The following is a 14,912-nucleotide window of genomic DNA, read 5'->3' as shown; positions in this document are numbered from 1 at the left end:
GACACGACCCGGAACGAGGCAGAGTCGCGCGTAGCTGTGTCGTCTTCGGGAGGCACGAGTCGATGGCTCGGCGCGTGCTGGCCGACAGAGGTACTCCAGCAGGGGGATCCGCCACCTGCGGAGCATGCCGAAGCGACGCCCGTATCCGAATGATCTGCCAGATGGGCGCTGGGAGTTCATAGAGCCAGGCCTTACGGCCAGGCGCTTCGCGCGTCGCGGCCGTGCGCCTAACGGCCTCGACGAGAACGGCATCGAGGTCGGCGCGGCGCACCCGGATCACGTCCGACACAGGCTGAGTTGCTAGCCGCTCGGCCCCAGCACCCGCTCCAACTCCTTCACCGACGAAGGACGAGCGACTCTCTTGCCACGTCCAACGGCTCTGCGGTGCTGGTTAGTTCCCGGCAGAGATGTGACGTTTCGCCCGGCCCGTCGACCTGTCGCAGCACACCGTGACGGCCCCATACTCCGGGACGTGACGAACCGAGGATGAAGGAGCACGGTGAGCGCAGCAGCGGCAGCAGGGACGTGGAAGCTCGGGGACCTGGAGGTGAATCGCATCGGCTACGGCGCGATGCGGCTGACGGGCAACGGCATGATGGGCAACTCCGACGGCCCGCCGATCGATCGCGATGTCGCTGTCGGCCTGCTGCACAGCGCGTTCGAGCAGGGGGTCAACCACGTCGACACGGCCGCCTTCTACTTCTCACCGTTGCGGTCCGCGAACGAGCTCGTCAACCGTGCCCTCTCGTCCTGGTCCGGCGACGTGGTCGTGGTGACCAAGGTCGGCCCGGGGCGTGATCCCTCCGGTGAGTGGCTCGACACGGTCCGCCCCGACCAGTTGCGTGGCCAGGTCGAGGAGAACCTGCGCCAGCTCGGCCGGGACTGCCTGGACGTGGTGAACCTACGCGTCGGCGGCCCTCGCACGGCCTCGCTCGCCGAGCACTTCGGCGCTCTCGCCGAGCTGCGCGAGGCCGGCCTGGTCCGGCACCTCGGGCTCTCCGCCGTCCTGCCCGAGCACGTGGCCGAGGCCCAGAAGATCGCGCCCGTGGTCTGCGTGCAGAACTCCTACGGCCTGGACTGGCGCCGTGCCGACGAGAACGGGCTGGTGGATCTGTGCGGGGCCCAGGGCATTGCCTTCGTCCCGTTCTTCGCGGTCTCCGGCCTGCGCCGCGAGGCGTCCCCAGGCCAGGAGCGCGATGCGCGGGTCCGCTCCGTCGCCGACGCCCACCATGCGACGCCGGCCCAGGTACGGCTCGCCTGGACCCTCCACCGCGGTCCGCACGTACTGGCCATCCCCGGCACCACCAACCCGGCACACCTCGCGGAGAACATCGCCGCCGGAAGCCTGCGCCTGACCGCAGAGGAATTGGCTCTCCTCGACCAGCCGGACAAGGGCACAACCTGAGACTCCCAGCCGTGAACCCGAAGGGCGAAGCAGTGTGAGTCGTGGCTCGTTGGAGGGTGTGAGAGAAGAAACCCGAGCCTGAGCAGGCGCGTTGACCGGTCCGCGAGCCTTGATCGTCACCGGGCCTGCTGATTAGCTGGCCTGCATGACTGAGTTAGAACCTGTCGCCTGGCCACCTGCCCCGATCAGGACCGAGAGGCTCGTGCTCCGTGAGCCCGAGGCCCGGGATCGTGCGGCGGTCATCGAGTTGTTCACCTCGCCCGAGGTGGGCACTTACATCGGTGGCCCTCGGCAGCGTGACGAGTTCGAGCGTGCGGTGCCCGAGACGCCCAAGCGGCGCCCTGGCCTCTTCGTGGTCGATCTCGACGGGGCGATGATCGGGATCGTCACGCTCGACCGGCGTGACCCGGAGCATCCGGTCCACGTCCGGCCCGGGGCCTCGGAGGCCGAGCTCGGCTACATGTTCCTGCCGCAGGCGTGGGGACACGGATACGCCGCGGAGGCGTGCGTGGCGGCACTCGACTGGTGCGCCGGAGCGCTGCCCGGCGAGCCGGTGGTGCTGACCACCCAGACCGCCAACGAGCGCTCGATGCGCCTCGCGGCGAAGCTGGGATTCACCGAGGTGCAACGGTACGAGGACTGGGGCGCCGAGCAGTGGTTCGGCATGTGGTCCCCGGTCGTGCGGTCCGACTGAGGTCGTGCTCGGCAGTGTCCGAGTGTCCGCACGAATCGCGCTGAAGTCGGCCGAGCACGAGGAAATCCTTCGAGGCTCAAGACGGGGTGGTACGGCGCGCCGCCCGTGAAGGCGGCGGCCGCGGTCACAACTCCCGCTATCCGGCCGCCCCCTGGCTCCTCGTGCTGCGGCGGTGAATTTCCGCCGTCCCTCATCGGGACGCGGAGGGCGACCGCGCGCCCGCCGAGAGTTGCCCGCCATCGACCTGGGCGGCGCGCAGTTTGCGCCATTCACGGGGGGACACGCCATAAGTGCGGCGGAAGGCCCGGCTGAAGTGGGAGGTGCTGACGAATCCCCACCGATGGGCCACGGCGGACACGGTGGAGGCCGTCCCGAGGTGGGCCAATTCCCGGCCGCATTCCTCCAGGCGCCGCTGCTGGATCAGCCGGCTCACGGTGGTCCGCTCACTCTCGAACAGCCGGTGCAGGTACCGCACGGAAATCCGGTGCGTCCGGGCGATGCCCTCCGGCGAGAGGTCCGGGTCGCCCAAGTTTTGGTTGATGTAGTCGCGGACGCGTATGAGCACGTGGCTGCGGGCGGTGTCCGCGTCCGCGCCGCCCGGGTGGGTCCGCTCGGTGATCAGGGTGGCGAACAGGTCGACGACATGGCCTGCCAACTGACTCGCGACGGCCGGTGGGTAGCCGTCCGCCGAGGCTGCCAGGGTGGCCAGGAACGGAAGCAGCACCGCCCCGAAGCCGTCCGTGGTCCCGATGGCGTTGCCGGTGACCTGGCGGATGTCGCCGTCCGCCACACCCAGCTTATGGCGGGGCAGTTGGAAGACGTGCGTGGTGAACCGCTGCGGATAGTCGAAGAAGTACGGTCGGGCCGTGTCGTAGACCACGAGGTCTCCCTCGCCCACCTCGGCCCGTCGGCCGTCCTGGACGAAGGTGGCCGTGCCCGATACCTGGACGCCGACAGCCACCATGGCCTCGGACGATCGGGCGATCAGTGCCGGAGTGCGGCTGACCCGCTTCGCGTCGGCCTCCATGGTGGAGACCTGGAGGTAACCGAGGTGGTCGGTGGCGATCCGGCCGTGGAACGGGCCGTCTCCCCGTGGCGCGACCGTCATCGGCACCAGTGTCCTGCTCACCGCGTCGTTCCAGTACGCGACCTTCTCACGGTCCGGCACGGAAGCGGTCGTCAACACCAAGCTCAAGTTGCTCTCCCCTCGGGGGAAGTGACTCAGGGGCTGCAACCGACGGGAACAGGACGGCCGGCCACACCCTTCTCGGGCTGGTGCCCGGCAGGGCCGGATGCTCGTCGTACGGGCAGCGACCTCGCTGGAGCGCGACCGGACCGCTTCGGCGAGGCCCGGGTTCCCGCCGGCACCCAACAGCCAAGCAGTGGAGTTCGTTCACCTCCAGGCACAACCGTCGGCAAGAATCGAGGCAGTCCGCGCGCACGTCCGACGCTGTGCGGTACCGCGACAGCACAGGACACCGTTGGCTTTCCTGCTCGACCTGGTGCTTCGCGGTCACCGGTGGCGGGCCAGCCGGAGAAGCGCCTTGGGGTGGGGCTTTCCGGTCCGGTCTGCTCGTCCAGCGCGTCGAAATCCTCGTCGAGCAGCCGCTGGACCATGCGCGGGGCCCTGGAGTCGTATCAGACGTCCAGCCCGAGGAAGACGCCCACGTCAGGCCGGACGGTACCTGGACCGCACGAGTATCCGTGTCCGCTGATCCGTCGATGCCCATGAGGACGGAACCAAACCAGCATGCGCGCGGTGCCGCCGACCGTCGTTCGTCGCGGCTGCGCCGGGTCGGGCCCGCAGAGACCACACTCGTGCACAACCGAACGTGCACAGGTCCAAGACGACGCTCGGGACGGATCTCGGATGCCCACAGCGTGTTCGCCCGTGAGATGGTTGCTGTCATGACAGTTGGCGCGCCGGACAGCGAGGTCGCACTCGAGACGAGTCGCCTGCTGCTCAGGCCTTGGCGGGTAGCCGAGGCCGTCGTTCAGCGTGAACTGTGGACCGAACGTGATCCACGAGTGCCGCCGCACCGCCGAATCGACGCGGACGGACGCCCCACGGTCGCGGAATTCGAGGATTCGATCCGCACCAACCCGGTGTGGGCGACCGGGTTGCTGGCGGTCGAACGGAAGGCGTCTCGTGACGTCATCGGCTACTGCGGGCTGGTCGACAGCGGGCGGGGGTCGGCAAGGGAACCGGAACTGGCATTCGAGCTGCTACGCCGAGTTTGGCGTCAGGGATACGCGACCGAGGCCTCGTTGGCGGTTCTGGAATGGGCGAGATCGTCTGGGTACGAACGCCTGTGGGCCACGGTCTGGGACTGGAACACCGCTTCCCGCCGTGTGCTGGCCAAGGTCGGTTTCACTGAGACCGATCGGAAGGAAGTGGACGCGGTGCACGGGACCACCCTGTTCACCATGAAACGGCTTTGACACACCCGGCGTTCGGTCTTGCGGCCGGCTCCGCGCAGTGCTGGCAGGCGGTCTCTTCACGAGCTGAGCAGGAGTTCCGGGAGCCAGAGCCGGGCAACATCACCCGTCCTTGTCGCCCTTGACCGGTTTCGAGGATCCCGAAGCGGGACGGTCCGGGGCGGCCGGCCGAGGCCATCTGTGGTGGTGGCACGTCGACCATGCGTCAGCCCCCTACCATGTCGGCGCGGCATCCTGCCGAACATGCGGACGACACGGGGGAACCATCATGTCTGAGATACCGGGCACCGCGGCGCCACAACCGCGGGTTCCCACCGAGGCCTCGACGGCCGGCGATCCGCCGCCCCCGGGGGAAGGGCCGCCGCCTGTGGTGGCTCACCGGTGCCGCGGCGGTCGTCGTCGTGGCGGCCGTCGGCACCATCGTGGCCGTGTCCGGCGGCGAAGCGTGGCATCCGAAGCTGCCGCACTGCACGCAGTTGGCGGCGAAGCTGCCGGGAAAGCCGACGCTGGCCGAGGAACTGCGCACCGACGGGACCGAGACGTCCGCCGGGGAGTCTCGTCCGATCCGCCTCGCCTCCCTGGCCTGCACGTCCGGCGCCGCGACACGCGTCTCCGTCGACATCTTCGACAGCGGCAAGTACGACCCGCGCACCCTGGCGCCGTATCGGGACGGCAAGGTCCACGACGGCCCGGCACGCGCGCAGGCGATGTTCGCCACCGAGACCCGAGGTATGACGGCGGTCTCCCCGACCGAGGCGTACGGCAGCGTGGACTACGCCGGAGGAGACTGCACCACGATCGAGGTGGAGAGGAACGTCCTGGTGGCCGTGACCTTCAAGGGCAGGGGCGCGACGCCGCAGGAGCGCAAGGCGAACTGCCGCGAGGACGGTGCCAAGCCGACGGCTTCCGTCATCCACAGCATCGGATAGCACATCCGGCCGCGCTCAGAACAGAGCAAGACCCTCGCCGTCGGTGTCCGCGATGACTGGCCGGAGCTGGGCAGGGAGGCCGTCCAAACGGTCCGGACCGGCCGCAGCGGCCACGGCAGGGGCCGTCTCGGCCAACCAGACACGAAACCGCTCGGCGGCTTCACGGTAGGAGACCTGTGCCAGGACCCGGTGCTCGCCGGAGGGGCAGCAGTCGACGGCGACAGTGATCAGACAGGAGCGGGGCGTGTTCTGACTGCCCGTCCAGGACACGCGCAGGACACCGCAGGGTTTGCGTCCGCGGGGAGCGCGGTGGGTCGGGCGCAGCGACCGGCAGGCTATGTGGGCGGTCCATGCGGCGAGGTGCGGCAGGGGCAGGGTGGTGCGTGCGCGGCAGCCGGGGCAGCGGTGCCAGTGACGGAGCCAGTCGTCGGTGTCGGTGTGGAAGAGGCGTGTGTAGTGGTTCGCCACGCGGATGTCGTTGCTGTACAGGTGGTCGGGGCGCTCTTGTGTGTTGCAGGATTGGCAGAGGGGGGCGCGGACGTAGCCGTGCTCGTGGCAGTGGTCGAGGACTGCGGCGGGCGCGGTGCGGCAGACGGCGCACGCCCACCCGGCCACCTTTCGGGCGGTGCCGGGCTTCCTGCTGAGCACCGAGTACAGCTGGCCTCTCAGCTCTTCGTTGTACGGGCGCGGCGCGGGGGCCCCGGCGGCGGCTGCGCCTGCCTGGCGGGTTCGCGTGGTTTGCACCCACTGCGTTTCGGCGTGCTCGGCCGCGTCCAGCAGCCTGACCACGGCGCGCGGCAGCCACCATGTCCGCTGCGTCCGGTCGCGGGTCTGCTCCACGAGCATCTGTCGCCAGTCGATTCCCGCCAGGTGGTACGGCCGGCCGGCCGCACGTCGTGCTGCCAGCCCCGGGCCGCCCGGTTCCTGCAGTTCCCCCGCGATGCGCTGGCGCCAACGCAGCGGTGTCTCCTCGTCGCACTCCAGCCTCGGCGCCCCGCGAAACGGGCCGATGCGGACCAGGTCGCGTCGATCCATCCCCACCGAGTTCAGCGCCGCGGCTGCCCGGCGCACCTCAACCTCCAAAACACTCCACTGACCGCCGCTCGCGCTCACCGTCGTCACCGCGTGGCCGCCGAGCAGGACGTACCCCATCCGGGCATGGGCAGGAGAGCAGGTGAACGCCCCAGAAGCCGTCGGTACAGCGCTGTCGGCCGTCAGATCGGCCCACAGAGCGTCCGCGGCCTCCAGGGTGATCAGGCCGTCCACGCTGCCGGACATGACACGCTCTGACATACGGACAGGTTAACGGCCTGCAACGCGGCGACGGCTCTCCAAGGGCCTCGGTGCCTGTAGACCATTGCCCCCGCTCCGCACACGGAGAGCCCTGTGGAGCGCCGACCGCCCTGCGCGTGCCGGCCCGCACCTCACGGGGCTCAGCCGACCCTGCTGTACGGCCCGCCGCATCCTTGAAAATTCGACGGCGGCCTCACAGCCCTCCCCTCGGACGTCCCCCTTTCCCGGCGGTGCGCAGCGCAAGTGCCATCAGCGCCTCGGGGGCGCCCGCCTGGCCCCGTACCCCGGGAAAGGCATTGATGTCCACGATCCGCGGCGTGCCGTTCCCGATGTCGATCACATCGACCCCGTACACGTCGAGCCCGAAGACCTGACCGGCTCTTCTCGCCAGTTCCACCCAGCCCTCCGGGAGTTCGCACAGTGGCAGAGACACCGTCACACGCTCGGCAGCAGCTTCACCGGCAAGCTCGGAGCGCCGCAGCGCCGAGAACACCTGGCCGTCTATCACCCAGAGTTTGTGATCCCAGCCGTCGTTGGCAATGAAGGGCTGTACCACCACCGGCTCGTCGGCCCACTGGTCGCACAGGTCACGGAGCGACCCAGCGCCGTCGACCCGTGCGACCAGGTCGCCGCGCCTGCTGTGGCGGCTCTTCACCACCAGTGGATAAGGAAGTCCGGGCTCGGTGAGCAGGTGCCGGAGCTTTACGACCGTCCTGTTGCCTGCGAACGGCAGCCCCCCGGAGGTGGCGAGTTCCGCCATGCGGGTCCTGTCCTGGCACAACGCCGTCGCATCCGACGAGTTCACGACGGGGGCGCCGTGCCTCTCCAGAGCCCCGGCCAGCGCGAGGGCCGGCGCTGTACGCGCCTTGAGCAGGTAGACGTCAGCCGGCGGGTCGCTCATACGCGGGCTCGCCGCGTCGGCCGGGTCGATCCAATGGACCGTGTGACGGGGTGACAGAAGAGCCGCCGTGGCCGTCAGCAGCGGATGGTCGGGCCGTGATGTGATGAAACCTATCTTCATCCGTCCGGTCACGGGAGTTGCACCGGAATCCTGGCGGCGGCCGGCGGAGGGGTCACTGCGGCGCCCACGCGCGGCGTCGTGTCGGCGTCGCGTGCCAGTCTCAGGATGGCCCTGGCCACCCGGGCGGGCGCGTCGGGAACCTGGCGGAAGCTGGGGAAGTCGTTGACGTCCACGACCATCGGGCCGTCAGGGCCCATGAGCACGTCCACGCCGTACAGTTGAAGCCCGTAGACCCTGCCTACCTCCGCCGCGATCCGTGCTACTTCTTTGGGTAGCCGGACGCGTCGTTCGCGGGTCGTGAGGCTCGGTTGGAGGGGTGAGCAGCGCTCGGTCGCGTACATTTCGCCGTCGACGCAGTACACCTTGAGGTCGGTTCCCGAGTTGGGCACGTACGGCTGGGCGATCAGGGTTCCCTGGTCCGCCAGGTCCGCTCCCAACGCCCTCAGTTGGTCCGGTGACATCAGGAGGCGCACACCGCGCCCCGAGCTGCCGTCGGCCGGCTTGACGACCAGCGGATAGTCCGCCTCGGGTACCTCCGCCAGGCTTTCCCAGCGGGACACGGCGTAGGTCAGTGGAACGGGCAGGCCGTGACTGCGGCCGATCACCGCGGCCAGCACCTTGTCCCGGACACCTCTGATGGCACGGGCGTCGTTGACGGTGGTGAGGCCGACGGCGGCAGCCGCCTCCAGCAGGGTGAGTCCGGGCCCTCCCGACACCGTCTTGAGCACCCACGCGTCGTGGCTGCCGGCACGCACCGCCTCGGACACGGCCACCAGCGAGCTGCCGGGGCGCAGCACATCCACCCTGTGTCCCCAGGAGACGAGTTGGTGTATCACCTCAACGGGCATGCCGTCGTGCCGGTATTGCTCCTCCACCAGGAAGCAGAGTCTCATCAGCCTTACCCCGTCTCGGGCCCCCAGGGCGCCCGTTCAACGACCAGTGACACCTGAGGGATCATGATCTCCCACATCGCTTACCACTCCGACGGGCCCCTGCCGCGACGGATGGAGCCGGCGGCAAGATCCCCTCCATTGCGCGCGGACGATACCCGCTCCCGCTGTGGCCCCGGCCCTGAGGGCCGATACGGGACGCGGGGCGCCGGCGGGACTGGCCCGGTTCGGGGAGCGGCACCCCGGACAGGGCTTCGCCACTCCAGCCAATGCCGTATCAAGTTCGTCGCCGAGGGCCCGTGCGGTGGCGGAGCAATGCTCAGGATCTGTGGAGCCGCCCCTGGGAAGGAAGCGGAGGGCGTACCAAGGCGTTGGGGGCCGCGCCGGGCGGTGCCTCACCGGGACGGCTCGGCAGGGGGTGAGGTGATGTCGGTGGGCTACCAGGCGCAGACACGACAGCGGCCGACGCCAGTGTTACGGCGCTCCCAACGGTGGGCGGGCGTCGTTGAGTTGTCCGCGCAGCCGAGCGTTCACTGTGCGATGTGTGGCACCGCGTCCTCGTTCAGGCCCGCGAGCAGGCGCAGTCCGTCCTCGGCGGGGCTGCCGGGGGACGCGGACAGCACCAGCAGCTCCATGCCGGACTCGTCCGGCAGCGGGAAGTTCTCCTGGTGCAGCTCCAGGGCGCCGACCAACGGGTGCCAGTAGGACTTGCGTCCATGGGTGCGGGCGCGCACGTCAGCACGGGCCCAGAGGTGGCGGAAGCGCTCGCTGCCCATCGCCAGCTCGCCGATGAGCGAGGCCAGGCGGGGGTCGTCGGGGAATTTCCCGGCGGCCAGGCGCAGGTGCCCGACCACGTCGAGGGTGCAGTTCTCCCAGTCCGCGTAGAGGCCGTGCTCGGCCTCCTCGAGGAAGATGTGCCGGGCGGTGTTCAAGCCCGGCATCGGCCGGCCGAAGAGGTTTCCGGCGAGGCGGTTCCCGGCGAGCACGTCCAGGCGGTGGTTCATGATCAGCGCGGGTGCGTCGGCGACCAGGTCGAGGACGCGCAGCAGCTCCGGCCGGATCCGCCCGCTCGGTGCCTTCGCGCGGCGGCGGCGCTGCCGCGCGAGCCGGTAGAGGTGCCCGCGTTCGGTCTCGTCCAGGCCGAGGACGCGGGCGAGCGCGTTGAGGACCTGCTCGGACGGCTGGGTCGCGCGGCCCTGCTCCAGGCGTACGTAGTAATCGACACTGACTCCGGACAGGTGCGCCACCTCTTCGCGGCGCAGCCCTTCGACCCGGCGGCGACTGTCGGTGGGGATGCCGACGGCCGCCGGGGTGACCCGGGAACGCCGGGTCCGCAGGAAGCCCGCGAGATCATCCATGCCCCCAGTATGGCGTCGGTGCTCCCCGTGAAGGTGGCCCTGTCGTTACCAGGAAGTCCCGTCCGACGGAAGAGGAGCCCCTGAACGCCGGGCGCCGCGACGCCCAGGATCGAGGCATCCGATCCGAAGGAGTTCCCATGAAGACGCTGATCGTCTACGCCCACCCGGAGCCGAAGTCGCTCAACAGCTCACTGAAGGACCTCGCGGTGTCCACGCTGGAGGCCGCCGGGCACGACGTACGGGTGAGCGATCTGTACGCGATGAACTGGAAGGCAGTCGTGGACGCCACGGACTACGGCCCCAACGCCTCAAGTCCGCTGGAGGTCGCCCGGGACTCGGGCCGGGCCTTCGACGCCGGGACGCTCACCCCGGACGTCCTCGCCGAGCAGGAGAAGCTGCTGTGGGCCGACACGATCATCTTCCAGTTCCCGCTGTGGTGGTACACCATGCCCGCGATCCTCAAAGGCTGGGTGGACCGGGTGTTCACCTACCACTTCGCGTACGGCGTCGGCGAGCACAGCGACACCAAGTACGGCGAGCGCTTCGGTGAAGGCACTCTCGCGGGCAGGAAGGCCCTGCTGTCGGTGACCGCCGGCGGCCCGGAGTCGCATTATGCCGCTCGCGGCATCAACGGCCCCATCGACGACCTGCTGTTCCCGATCCAGCATGGCATCCTCTACTACCCGGGCATCGAGGTACTGCCGCCCTTCGTGCTGTACGGCACCGACCGGATGACCGGCGATGCCTACCCGGACGTCGCCAAGGCATGGCAGCGGCGTCTGCTCACCCTGGAGTCGACCGAGCCGATCGCGTTCCGGCGCCAGAACTTCGGCGACTACGAGATCCCCTCGCTGCACCTGAAGGAGGGAAGGGAGCCTGCGGGCCGCACGGGCTTCGGGCTGCACGTGCACGGCTGACCGCCGGAGACGGACAGGACGACGCGAGCCCGAGGAGCAGCCCGAGCACCGGGGCGGCAGTGGCGGCCGACCACCTGCTCTCGGCCCCGGGCGCCCCCGTTCTTCGGGGCCTCACCCTTGCGTCTGCCAGAACGCACTCGCCGTGCCGGGGCGGCCGACGGTGGACCACAGCTGCGCCGCCGCTCGTTGGTCTCGCTCGCGCTCGTCATCCGTGGGGGCGGTCGCCCGGCCGCGCCGGGCGCGGCCGGGGCAGCTCACATCTGCACGTGCGCGCTGGTCATGGCCGCGCCGAAGTAGCCCTTCATGTTTCGGACGCTGATCCCGGCGCTCTTGCCGCAGACGTCGAACGAGCTGCTCAGGACGGGACCGACGATCGAGCCGCGGGCGACCCATACACAGCCGTCGCTGTTCTCAGTGGGCACTCCGACCACCATCTCGGCCCTGCCGTCCCGGTTGAGGTCGGCGAGGTGGACGGTCGCACCGAACTGGTTGCCCCCGCTCGCCACCGCGCCGGGCACCCCGGCCGTGTCCTGGGTGTAACCGGCGGCCTTGGCGGTGGTCAGACCGGAGGCCGAGCCGCGCAGCAGGACGGCGGTGCCGGCCATCGGGTTGCTGCCGACCGCCTCGCCGGGCGAGCCGACGAGGACATCGGCGTATCCGTCACCGTTCACGTCGCCGACACTGAGAGACTGGCCGAACTCGTCTCCGTTCTCGGCGACTCCAGGCACGCCCGCCGTGTCCTGGTGGAACACCGTGGGGTGCTGGTCGGTGGTGATGCCGTGGGGGCCGCCGTAGAGGACCTGGATCTCACCGCCGCGGTGGGCAGCGCCGGTCTCGTTCGCCAGGTAGTCGTCCTCCGCGATGCCAGTGACGAGATCGCCGTAACCGTCGCCGTTGACGTCACCGATCTGCCCGGCGTGGCCGTCGGCGTAGGGGAGCTCGGTGGGGCCGCCCACGGTTCCGGTGCCGTCTGCGGCGGCGCCGTTCTCCAGGTAGACGGTGCCGCGCAGGTCGTCGTCGGCGGGTCCGGAGAGCCAGAACCGCTCGGCCCGTCCGTCGCCGTTCACGTCGCCCATCACCACGCCCCGCCCGGACGCCCGTCCTTCGAGGTACCGGGAGGCGGACCAGCCGGTGCGGGCGAACGGGCCGATGTAGGCCGAGCCGCCGCATCTGGAGCCGACCCCCAGCTCAGGCGCGCCATCGCCGTTCATGTCACCGACGGCCACGGACATCCCGAAGCTGCAGTACGTCAACCCTCCAGCGAAACCGGGCGGCGGCGCGATGTTCATGCCGCCGGCCAGCCCATGCGGTCCACCCCACACCACGGTCACCGATCCCCGCGACACCTTGCTGCCCACGCCCTCGTCCGGCGTGCCCACGATCAGGTCGGCGTACCCGTCCCGGTCGAGATCGGCGGAGGCCACCGAGGTGCCGAAACGGTCGTACTCCTCGGGGTCGCCGGGGATGCCGGCCGTGGCCTGCGTGATCACGGTGCGGTGTGTGGCACTCACGGCGGTCGACGAGCCGTACAGCACGACCACGGCACCGGCCGCCTCCACACTGCCGTTGGCCGCGTACGGCGCTCCGACGACCAGGTCCCGGTAGCCGTCGCCGTTGAAGTCGTCCTGCACGGCGGCCGTGTTGGCCCCCTTGTAGGGCGCGGCGGCGGAGGCGGCCGGGCAGAGCGGCACGGCCGTTATGACGGCGGCGAGCACGGCTGACGCCGTGAGGACTCTGCGCACACGAACTCCCTTACGTGGAACAGCGGAACGATCTCGGGCGCTCCACCGGGCACCCGAACCGCCCGAAAGGTTGTACGTCTCCGGCGCGCACCTGGACTCACCGTACCGGTGCGCGCGGTAGCCGGCGCGACCGCGCGCATCAGGCACTGCGTCTTCCCGGACTGCATCCGCGAGCTCGACGTCAGCGCCACCGAGCGCGGTCACGCCCCCGCCCACGGCCCGCGGGGACTTGACGACACCGCCTGGAGCCGGGGCCCGACTCGGCTACCGTGCTCCCCACCAACTCACGGAAGGTGCGACTCGGTGACGAGGGAACACGGGGAGCCGTTCGCACGGGACGGCCGGCCAGTGTGCGGTGTATGCCCGTCCCTACGACTGCCCGGTGGACGGTTCGACGTCTTCGAGCGCCCTTCCCGGGACTGCGCGTTCGACCCGGTCACCGGCCACCGGTTCACCGCGGCCGGCGTACCGGTGTGCGTGCACCCCGATCGCGTCGGGCTGCCGGCCGCCCCGTACGCCACCAGCAACCTCCCCTTGCCGTGGGAGGCCCCGCCGCCCGTAGAGGCAGGCGAGGTCCCCATGTGGGTGCGCGCGGCCCTGGACGCGGCACCGCTGGAGGACTGCGCCGACCTGATCCGGCGGGCGACCGAGATCCTGCTCGCCTCGGACCCTGACATGGACGTCACCGCAGTGCTGCGCGCCGCACTCGGCTAAGGGGCGGCCTGTAAAAGATCTCCGCGGAGGCGGGGACGCGGGTACGGCGGGTTGGACTCTTCGCTCAGCCCGTGAGGGCTGGCTTGTGTAAGCGGGCGACGCCGCGCATCGCGTGGTGAATGCCGTCGCCCTTGAGGCGGCAGTCGCGGAGGATCTTCCTTGGCGACGGGCGGGCACCAGGGTGCCGTCCACGACGAGCACGGAGTCCTTCGCGAACCGCTTGTGACCTTGGGGCTGAGGTGGTTGACGATCCGGTCGGCCGTCGACGTGGAGATGCCGAAGAGCGGGGGCGAGCTGGCGCAGCGTCAGGTTAGTGCGCCGGTACGTCGCGACGAGCAGGACCTGGTCCTCCAGGGGCAGGCGACGACGCCGTGATCACACCAGCCGCGTCAGGTCGTCTCACCGTGACCAGCGTGTGGTGGCCTGCCATTTCCACAGGCGCCACTACGTCTCCGATGTCACGCTCGTCGCTGGCGCAATCCATCCATCAAGGACGCCGTCCGAGAGCCATCGAGAACGAGTCAGCCGATCGGCCCGGCCCCCGTAGCCGCGACGGAAAGCTCCCACAGCCGTACGGCCGAGGCCCGGTCGACGGCGTAACCGCGGACCCAGCCGTCGTCCATCGGCCCGTCCTCGTCGGTGACCCGCGCCACCTCGCAGTCCTCCAGATAGAGCCCGCCGCGTCCGGCCAGGAGAGGGGAGGTTGCCGCCCACAGGCCGGTGGCGGCGCCCTGCGACGGGCTCTTGAAGCCCTCGCCGATCACGGTGCCCTGCTGGTCCACCCAGCCCAGCTCCACCTGCTCACGGAGCGTCAGCTCCCGCTGAAGGCCTGTGATGATGCTTCCCGGGTGGAGGGCGAACGCCTGAACACCATCGCCGCGACCGAGGGCGTCCAGGTGGACGGCGAACAGGACGTTGGCCGTCTTGGCCTGGCCGTACGCCTGCCAGCGGTCGTAACCGGTACGGAAGTGCGGGTCGTGCCAGCGGAAGTCGGTGATGCCGTGGCCGCCGGAGCTGTAGACGACGACGCGGGCATCCTGCGCTTCGCGCAGGAGCGGGTACAGCTCGCTCACCAAGGCGAAGTGCCCGAAGTGATTGGCGGCCAGCTGATACTCCCAGCCGGGCCCGACGCGCTGCTCCGGGGTGGCCATCACCCCGGCGACAGCCATGAAGAAATCGAGCCGTTCGACCGACTCCCGAATGCGCGCGGCCGCGGCACGGACGCTGCCGAGGTCGGTGAGGTCCATGGGGACGATCTCGCAAGGGACGCCGCCGAGTCCGGCGAGCGCCTCCCGGGCGGATTCGGGCCGGCGTGCGGGGACGATGACCCGGGCCCCGGCGGCCACGAGGGCCCGCGTGGTCTCGAGGCCGAGGCCGGAATAGCCGCCGGTGACGACAGCGGTCCTGCCAGAGAGGTCGGCCCCGGCCATGACCTCCTCGGCGGTGGAAGCCGCGGAGAACGGCGAGTTGATCGGGTGCTGCGCGGTAGCGGTCTGAGTGCTCATGCCCA

The 14,912-nt window shown here is 70.1% G+C and carries 13 protein-coding genes and 2 pseudogenes; 7 read left to right on the top strand and 8 right to left on the bottom strand.

Annotation, left to right across the window (positions count from 1 at the left end; all coding sequences use genetic code 11):
• Positions 1 to 124 precede the first annotated feature (124 nt).
• The 3 genes and pseudogenes from AB0927_RS22465 to AB0927_RS22455 all read left to right on the top strand — a co-directional run.
• A pseudogene (locus AB0927_RS22465) lies at positions 125 to 226 on the top strand (IS5/IS1182 family transposase); the annotation flags it as partial.
• Positions 227 to 499: 273 nt separating this feature from the next.
• Entirely contained in the window at positions 500 to 1,405 is a 906-nt protein-coding gene (locus AB0927_RS22460; protein ID WP_366669445.1) for an oxidoreductase, read from the top strand.
• Positions 1,406 to 1,550: 145 nt separating this feature from the next.
• A complete protein-coding gene (locus tag AB0927_RS22455; RefSeq protein ID WP_366669444.1) occupies positions 1,551 to 2,099 on the top strand; it encodes a GNAT family N-acetyltransferase in 549 nt (182 codons plus the stop codon).
• A gap of 190 nt (positions 2,100 to 2,289) precedes the next feature.
• Here AB0927_RS22455 and AB0927_RS22450 read toward each other — a convergent pair whose 3' ends face one another.
• Positions 2,290 to 3,267 carry a helix-turn-helix domain-containing protein gene (locus AB0927_RS22450; protein ID WP_366669443.1) on the bottom strand — a complete coding sequence of 326 codons (978 nt, stop codon included), beginning with the start codon at positions 3,265 to 3,267 and terminating at the stop codon, positions 2,290 to 2,292.
• A gap of 740 nt (positions 3,268 to 4,007) precedes the next feature.
• On the opposite strand from AB0927_RS22450, the gene AB0927_RS22445 reads away from it, so the two are divergent.
• Positions 4,008 to 4,541 (top strand): GNAT family N-acetyltransferase, encoded by a 534-nt coding sequence (locus AB0927_RS22445; RefSeq protein ID WP_366669442.1) that lies wholly within the window; start codon positions 4,008 to 4,010, stop codon positions 4,539 to 4,541.
• A gap of 425 nt (positions 4,542 to 4,966) precedes the next feature.
• Complete coding sequence (locus AB0927_RS22440; protein ID WP_366669441.1) at positions 4,967 to 5,467, top strand: hypothetical protein; 501 nt, start codon at positions 4,967 to 4,969, stop codon at positions 5,465 to 5,467.
• Positions 5,468 to 5,482: 15 nt separating this feature from the next.
• Here AB0927_RS22440 and AB0927_RS22435 read toward each other — a convergent pair whose 3' ends face one another.
• The 4 genes from AB0927_RS22435 to AB0927_RS22420 all read right to left on the bottom strand — a co-directional run bounded on the left by AB0927_RS22435 (position 5,483) and on the right by AB0927_RS22420 (position 10,029).
• Positions 5,483 to 6,760 carry an endonuclease domain-containing protein gene (locus tag AB0927_RS22435; RefSeq protein ID WP_366669440.1) on the bottom strand — a complete coding sequence of 426 codons (1,278 nt, stop codon included), beginning with the start codon at positions 6,758 to 6,760 and terminating at the stop codon, positions 5,483 to 5,485.
• Positions 6,761 to 6,953: 193 nt separating this feature from the next.
• A complete protein-coding gene (locus AB0927_RS22430) occupies positions 6,954 to 7,781 on the bottom strand; it encodes an alpha-L-glutamate ligase (protein ID WP_366669517.1) in 828 nt (275 codons plus the stop codon).
• A gap of 8 nt (positions 7,782 to 7,789) precedes the next feature.
• Positions 7,790 to 8,674 (bottom strand): ATP-grasp domain-containing protein, encoded by an 885-nt coding sequence (locus AB0927_RS22425; protein WP_366669439.1) that lies wholly within the window; start codon positions 8,672 to 8,674, stop codon positions 7,790 to 7,792.
• A 527-nt stretch (positions 8,675 to 9,201) separates the two neighbouring features.
• The gene (locus tag AB0927_RS22420; RefSeq protein WP_366669438.1) at positions 9,202 to 10,029 is read right to left on the bottom strand and encodes a helix-turn-helix transcriptional regulator; all 828 of its coding nucleotides are present in this window, start codon (positions 10,027 to 10,029) and stop codon (positions 9,202 to 9,204) included.
• Positions 10,030 to 10,166: 137 nt separating this feature from the next.
• Between AB0927_RS22420 and AB0927_RS22415 the strand changes: the two genes are divergently transcribed.
• The gene (locus AB0927_RS22415; protein WP_366669437.1) at positions 10,167 to 10,946 is read left to right on the top strand and encodes an NAD(P)H-dependent oxidoreductase; all 780 of its coding nucleotides are present in this window, start codon (positions 10,167 to 10,169) and stop codon (positions 10,944 to 10,946) included.
• Between the two features lie 254 nt (positions 10,947 to 11,200).
• Here the strand turns inward: AB0927_RS22415 and AB0927_RS22410 are convergent, their stop codons facing one another.
• On the bottom strand, positions 11,201 to 12,688 hold the full coding sequence (locus AB0927_RS22410) for an FG-GAP-like repeat-containing protein (RefSeq protein ID WP_366669436.1): 1,488 nt from the start codon (positions 12,686 to 12,688) through the stop codon (positions 11,201 to 11,203).
• Positions 12,689 to 12,991: 303 nt separating this feature from the next.
• Here AB0927_RS22410 and AB0927_RS22405 point away from each other — a divergent pair, with 303 nt between their 5' ends.
• A complete protein-coding gene (locus AB0927_RS22405) occupies positions 12,992 to 13,402 on the top strand; it encodes a hypothetical protein (RefSeq protein ID WP_366669435.1) in 411 nt (136 codons plus the stop codon).
• A 64-nt stretch (positions 13,403 to 13,466) separates the two neighbouring features.
• On the opposite strand, the pseudogene AB0927_RS22400 reads toward AB0927_RS22405, so the two are convergent.
• Both AB0927_RS22400 and AB0927_RS22395 read right to left on the bottom strand, forming a co-directional pair.
• Positions 13,467 to 13,814 (bottom strand): annotated as a pseudogene (locus AB0927_RS22400) (transposase family protein); the annotation flags it as partial.
• A gap of 109 nt (positions 13,815 to 13,923) precedes the next feature.
• Positions 13,924 to 14,907 (bottom strand): SDR family NAD(P)-dependent oxidoreductase, encoded by a 984-nt coding sequence (locus AB0927_RS22395; protein WP_366669434.1) that lies wholly within the window; start codon positions 14,905 to 14,907, stop codon positions 13,924 to 13,926.
• Positions 14,908 to 14,912: the final 5 nt, after the last annotated feature.

Source organism: Streptomyces sp. NPDC048106, assembly GCF_040706415.1.
In the GTDB taxonomy this organism is placed as follows: Bacteria; Actinomycetota; Actinomycetes; order Streptomycetales; family Streptomycetaceae; genus Streptomyces.
This window is presented reverse-complemented; position numbering and strand designations above follow the sequence as displayed.

What these genes read in the sequence shown, in the direction of transcription:
- AB0927_RS22420 (WP_366669438.1), bottom strand. Translation starts at nt 10,029, where the DNA reads ATGGATGATCTCGCGGGCTTCCTGCGGACCCGGCGTTCCCGGGTCACC.
- AB0927_RS22430 (WP_366669517.1), bottom strand. Translation starts at nt 7,781, where the DNA reads ATGAAGATAGGTTTCATCACATCACGGCCCGACCATCCGCTGCTGACG.
- AB0927_RS22395 (WP_366669434.1), bottom strand. Translation starts at nt 14,907, where the DNA reads ATGAGCACTCAGACCGCTACCGCGCAGCACCCGATCAACTCGCCGTTC.
- AB0927_RS22425 (WP_366669439.1), bottom strand. Translation starts at nt 8,674, where the DNA reads ATGAGACTCTGCTTCCTGGTGGAGGAGCAATACCGGCACGACGGCATG.
- AB0927_RS22435 (WP_366669440.1), bottom strand. Translation starts at nt 6,760, where the DNA reads ATGTCAGAGCGTGTCATGTCCGGCAGCGTGGACGGCCTGATCACCCTG.
- AB0927_RS22445 (WP_366669442.1), top strand. Translation starts at nt 4,008, where the DNA reads ATGACAGTTGGCGCGCCGGACAGCGAGGTCGCACTCGAGACGAGTCGC.
- AB0927_RS22415 (WP_366669437.1), top strand. Translation starts at nt 10,167, where the DNA reads ATGAAGACGCTGATCGTCTACGCCCACCCGGAGCCGAAGTCGCTCAAC.
- AB0927_RS22455 (WP_366669444.1), top strand. Translation starts at nt 1,551, where the DNA reads ATGACTGAGTTAGAACCTGTCGCCTGGCCACCTGCCCCGATCAGGACC.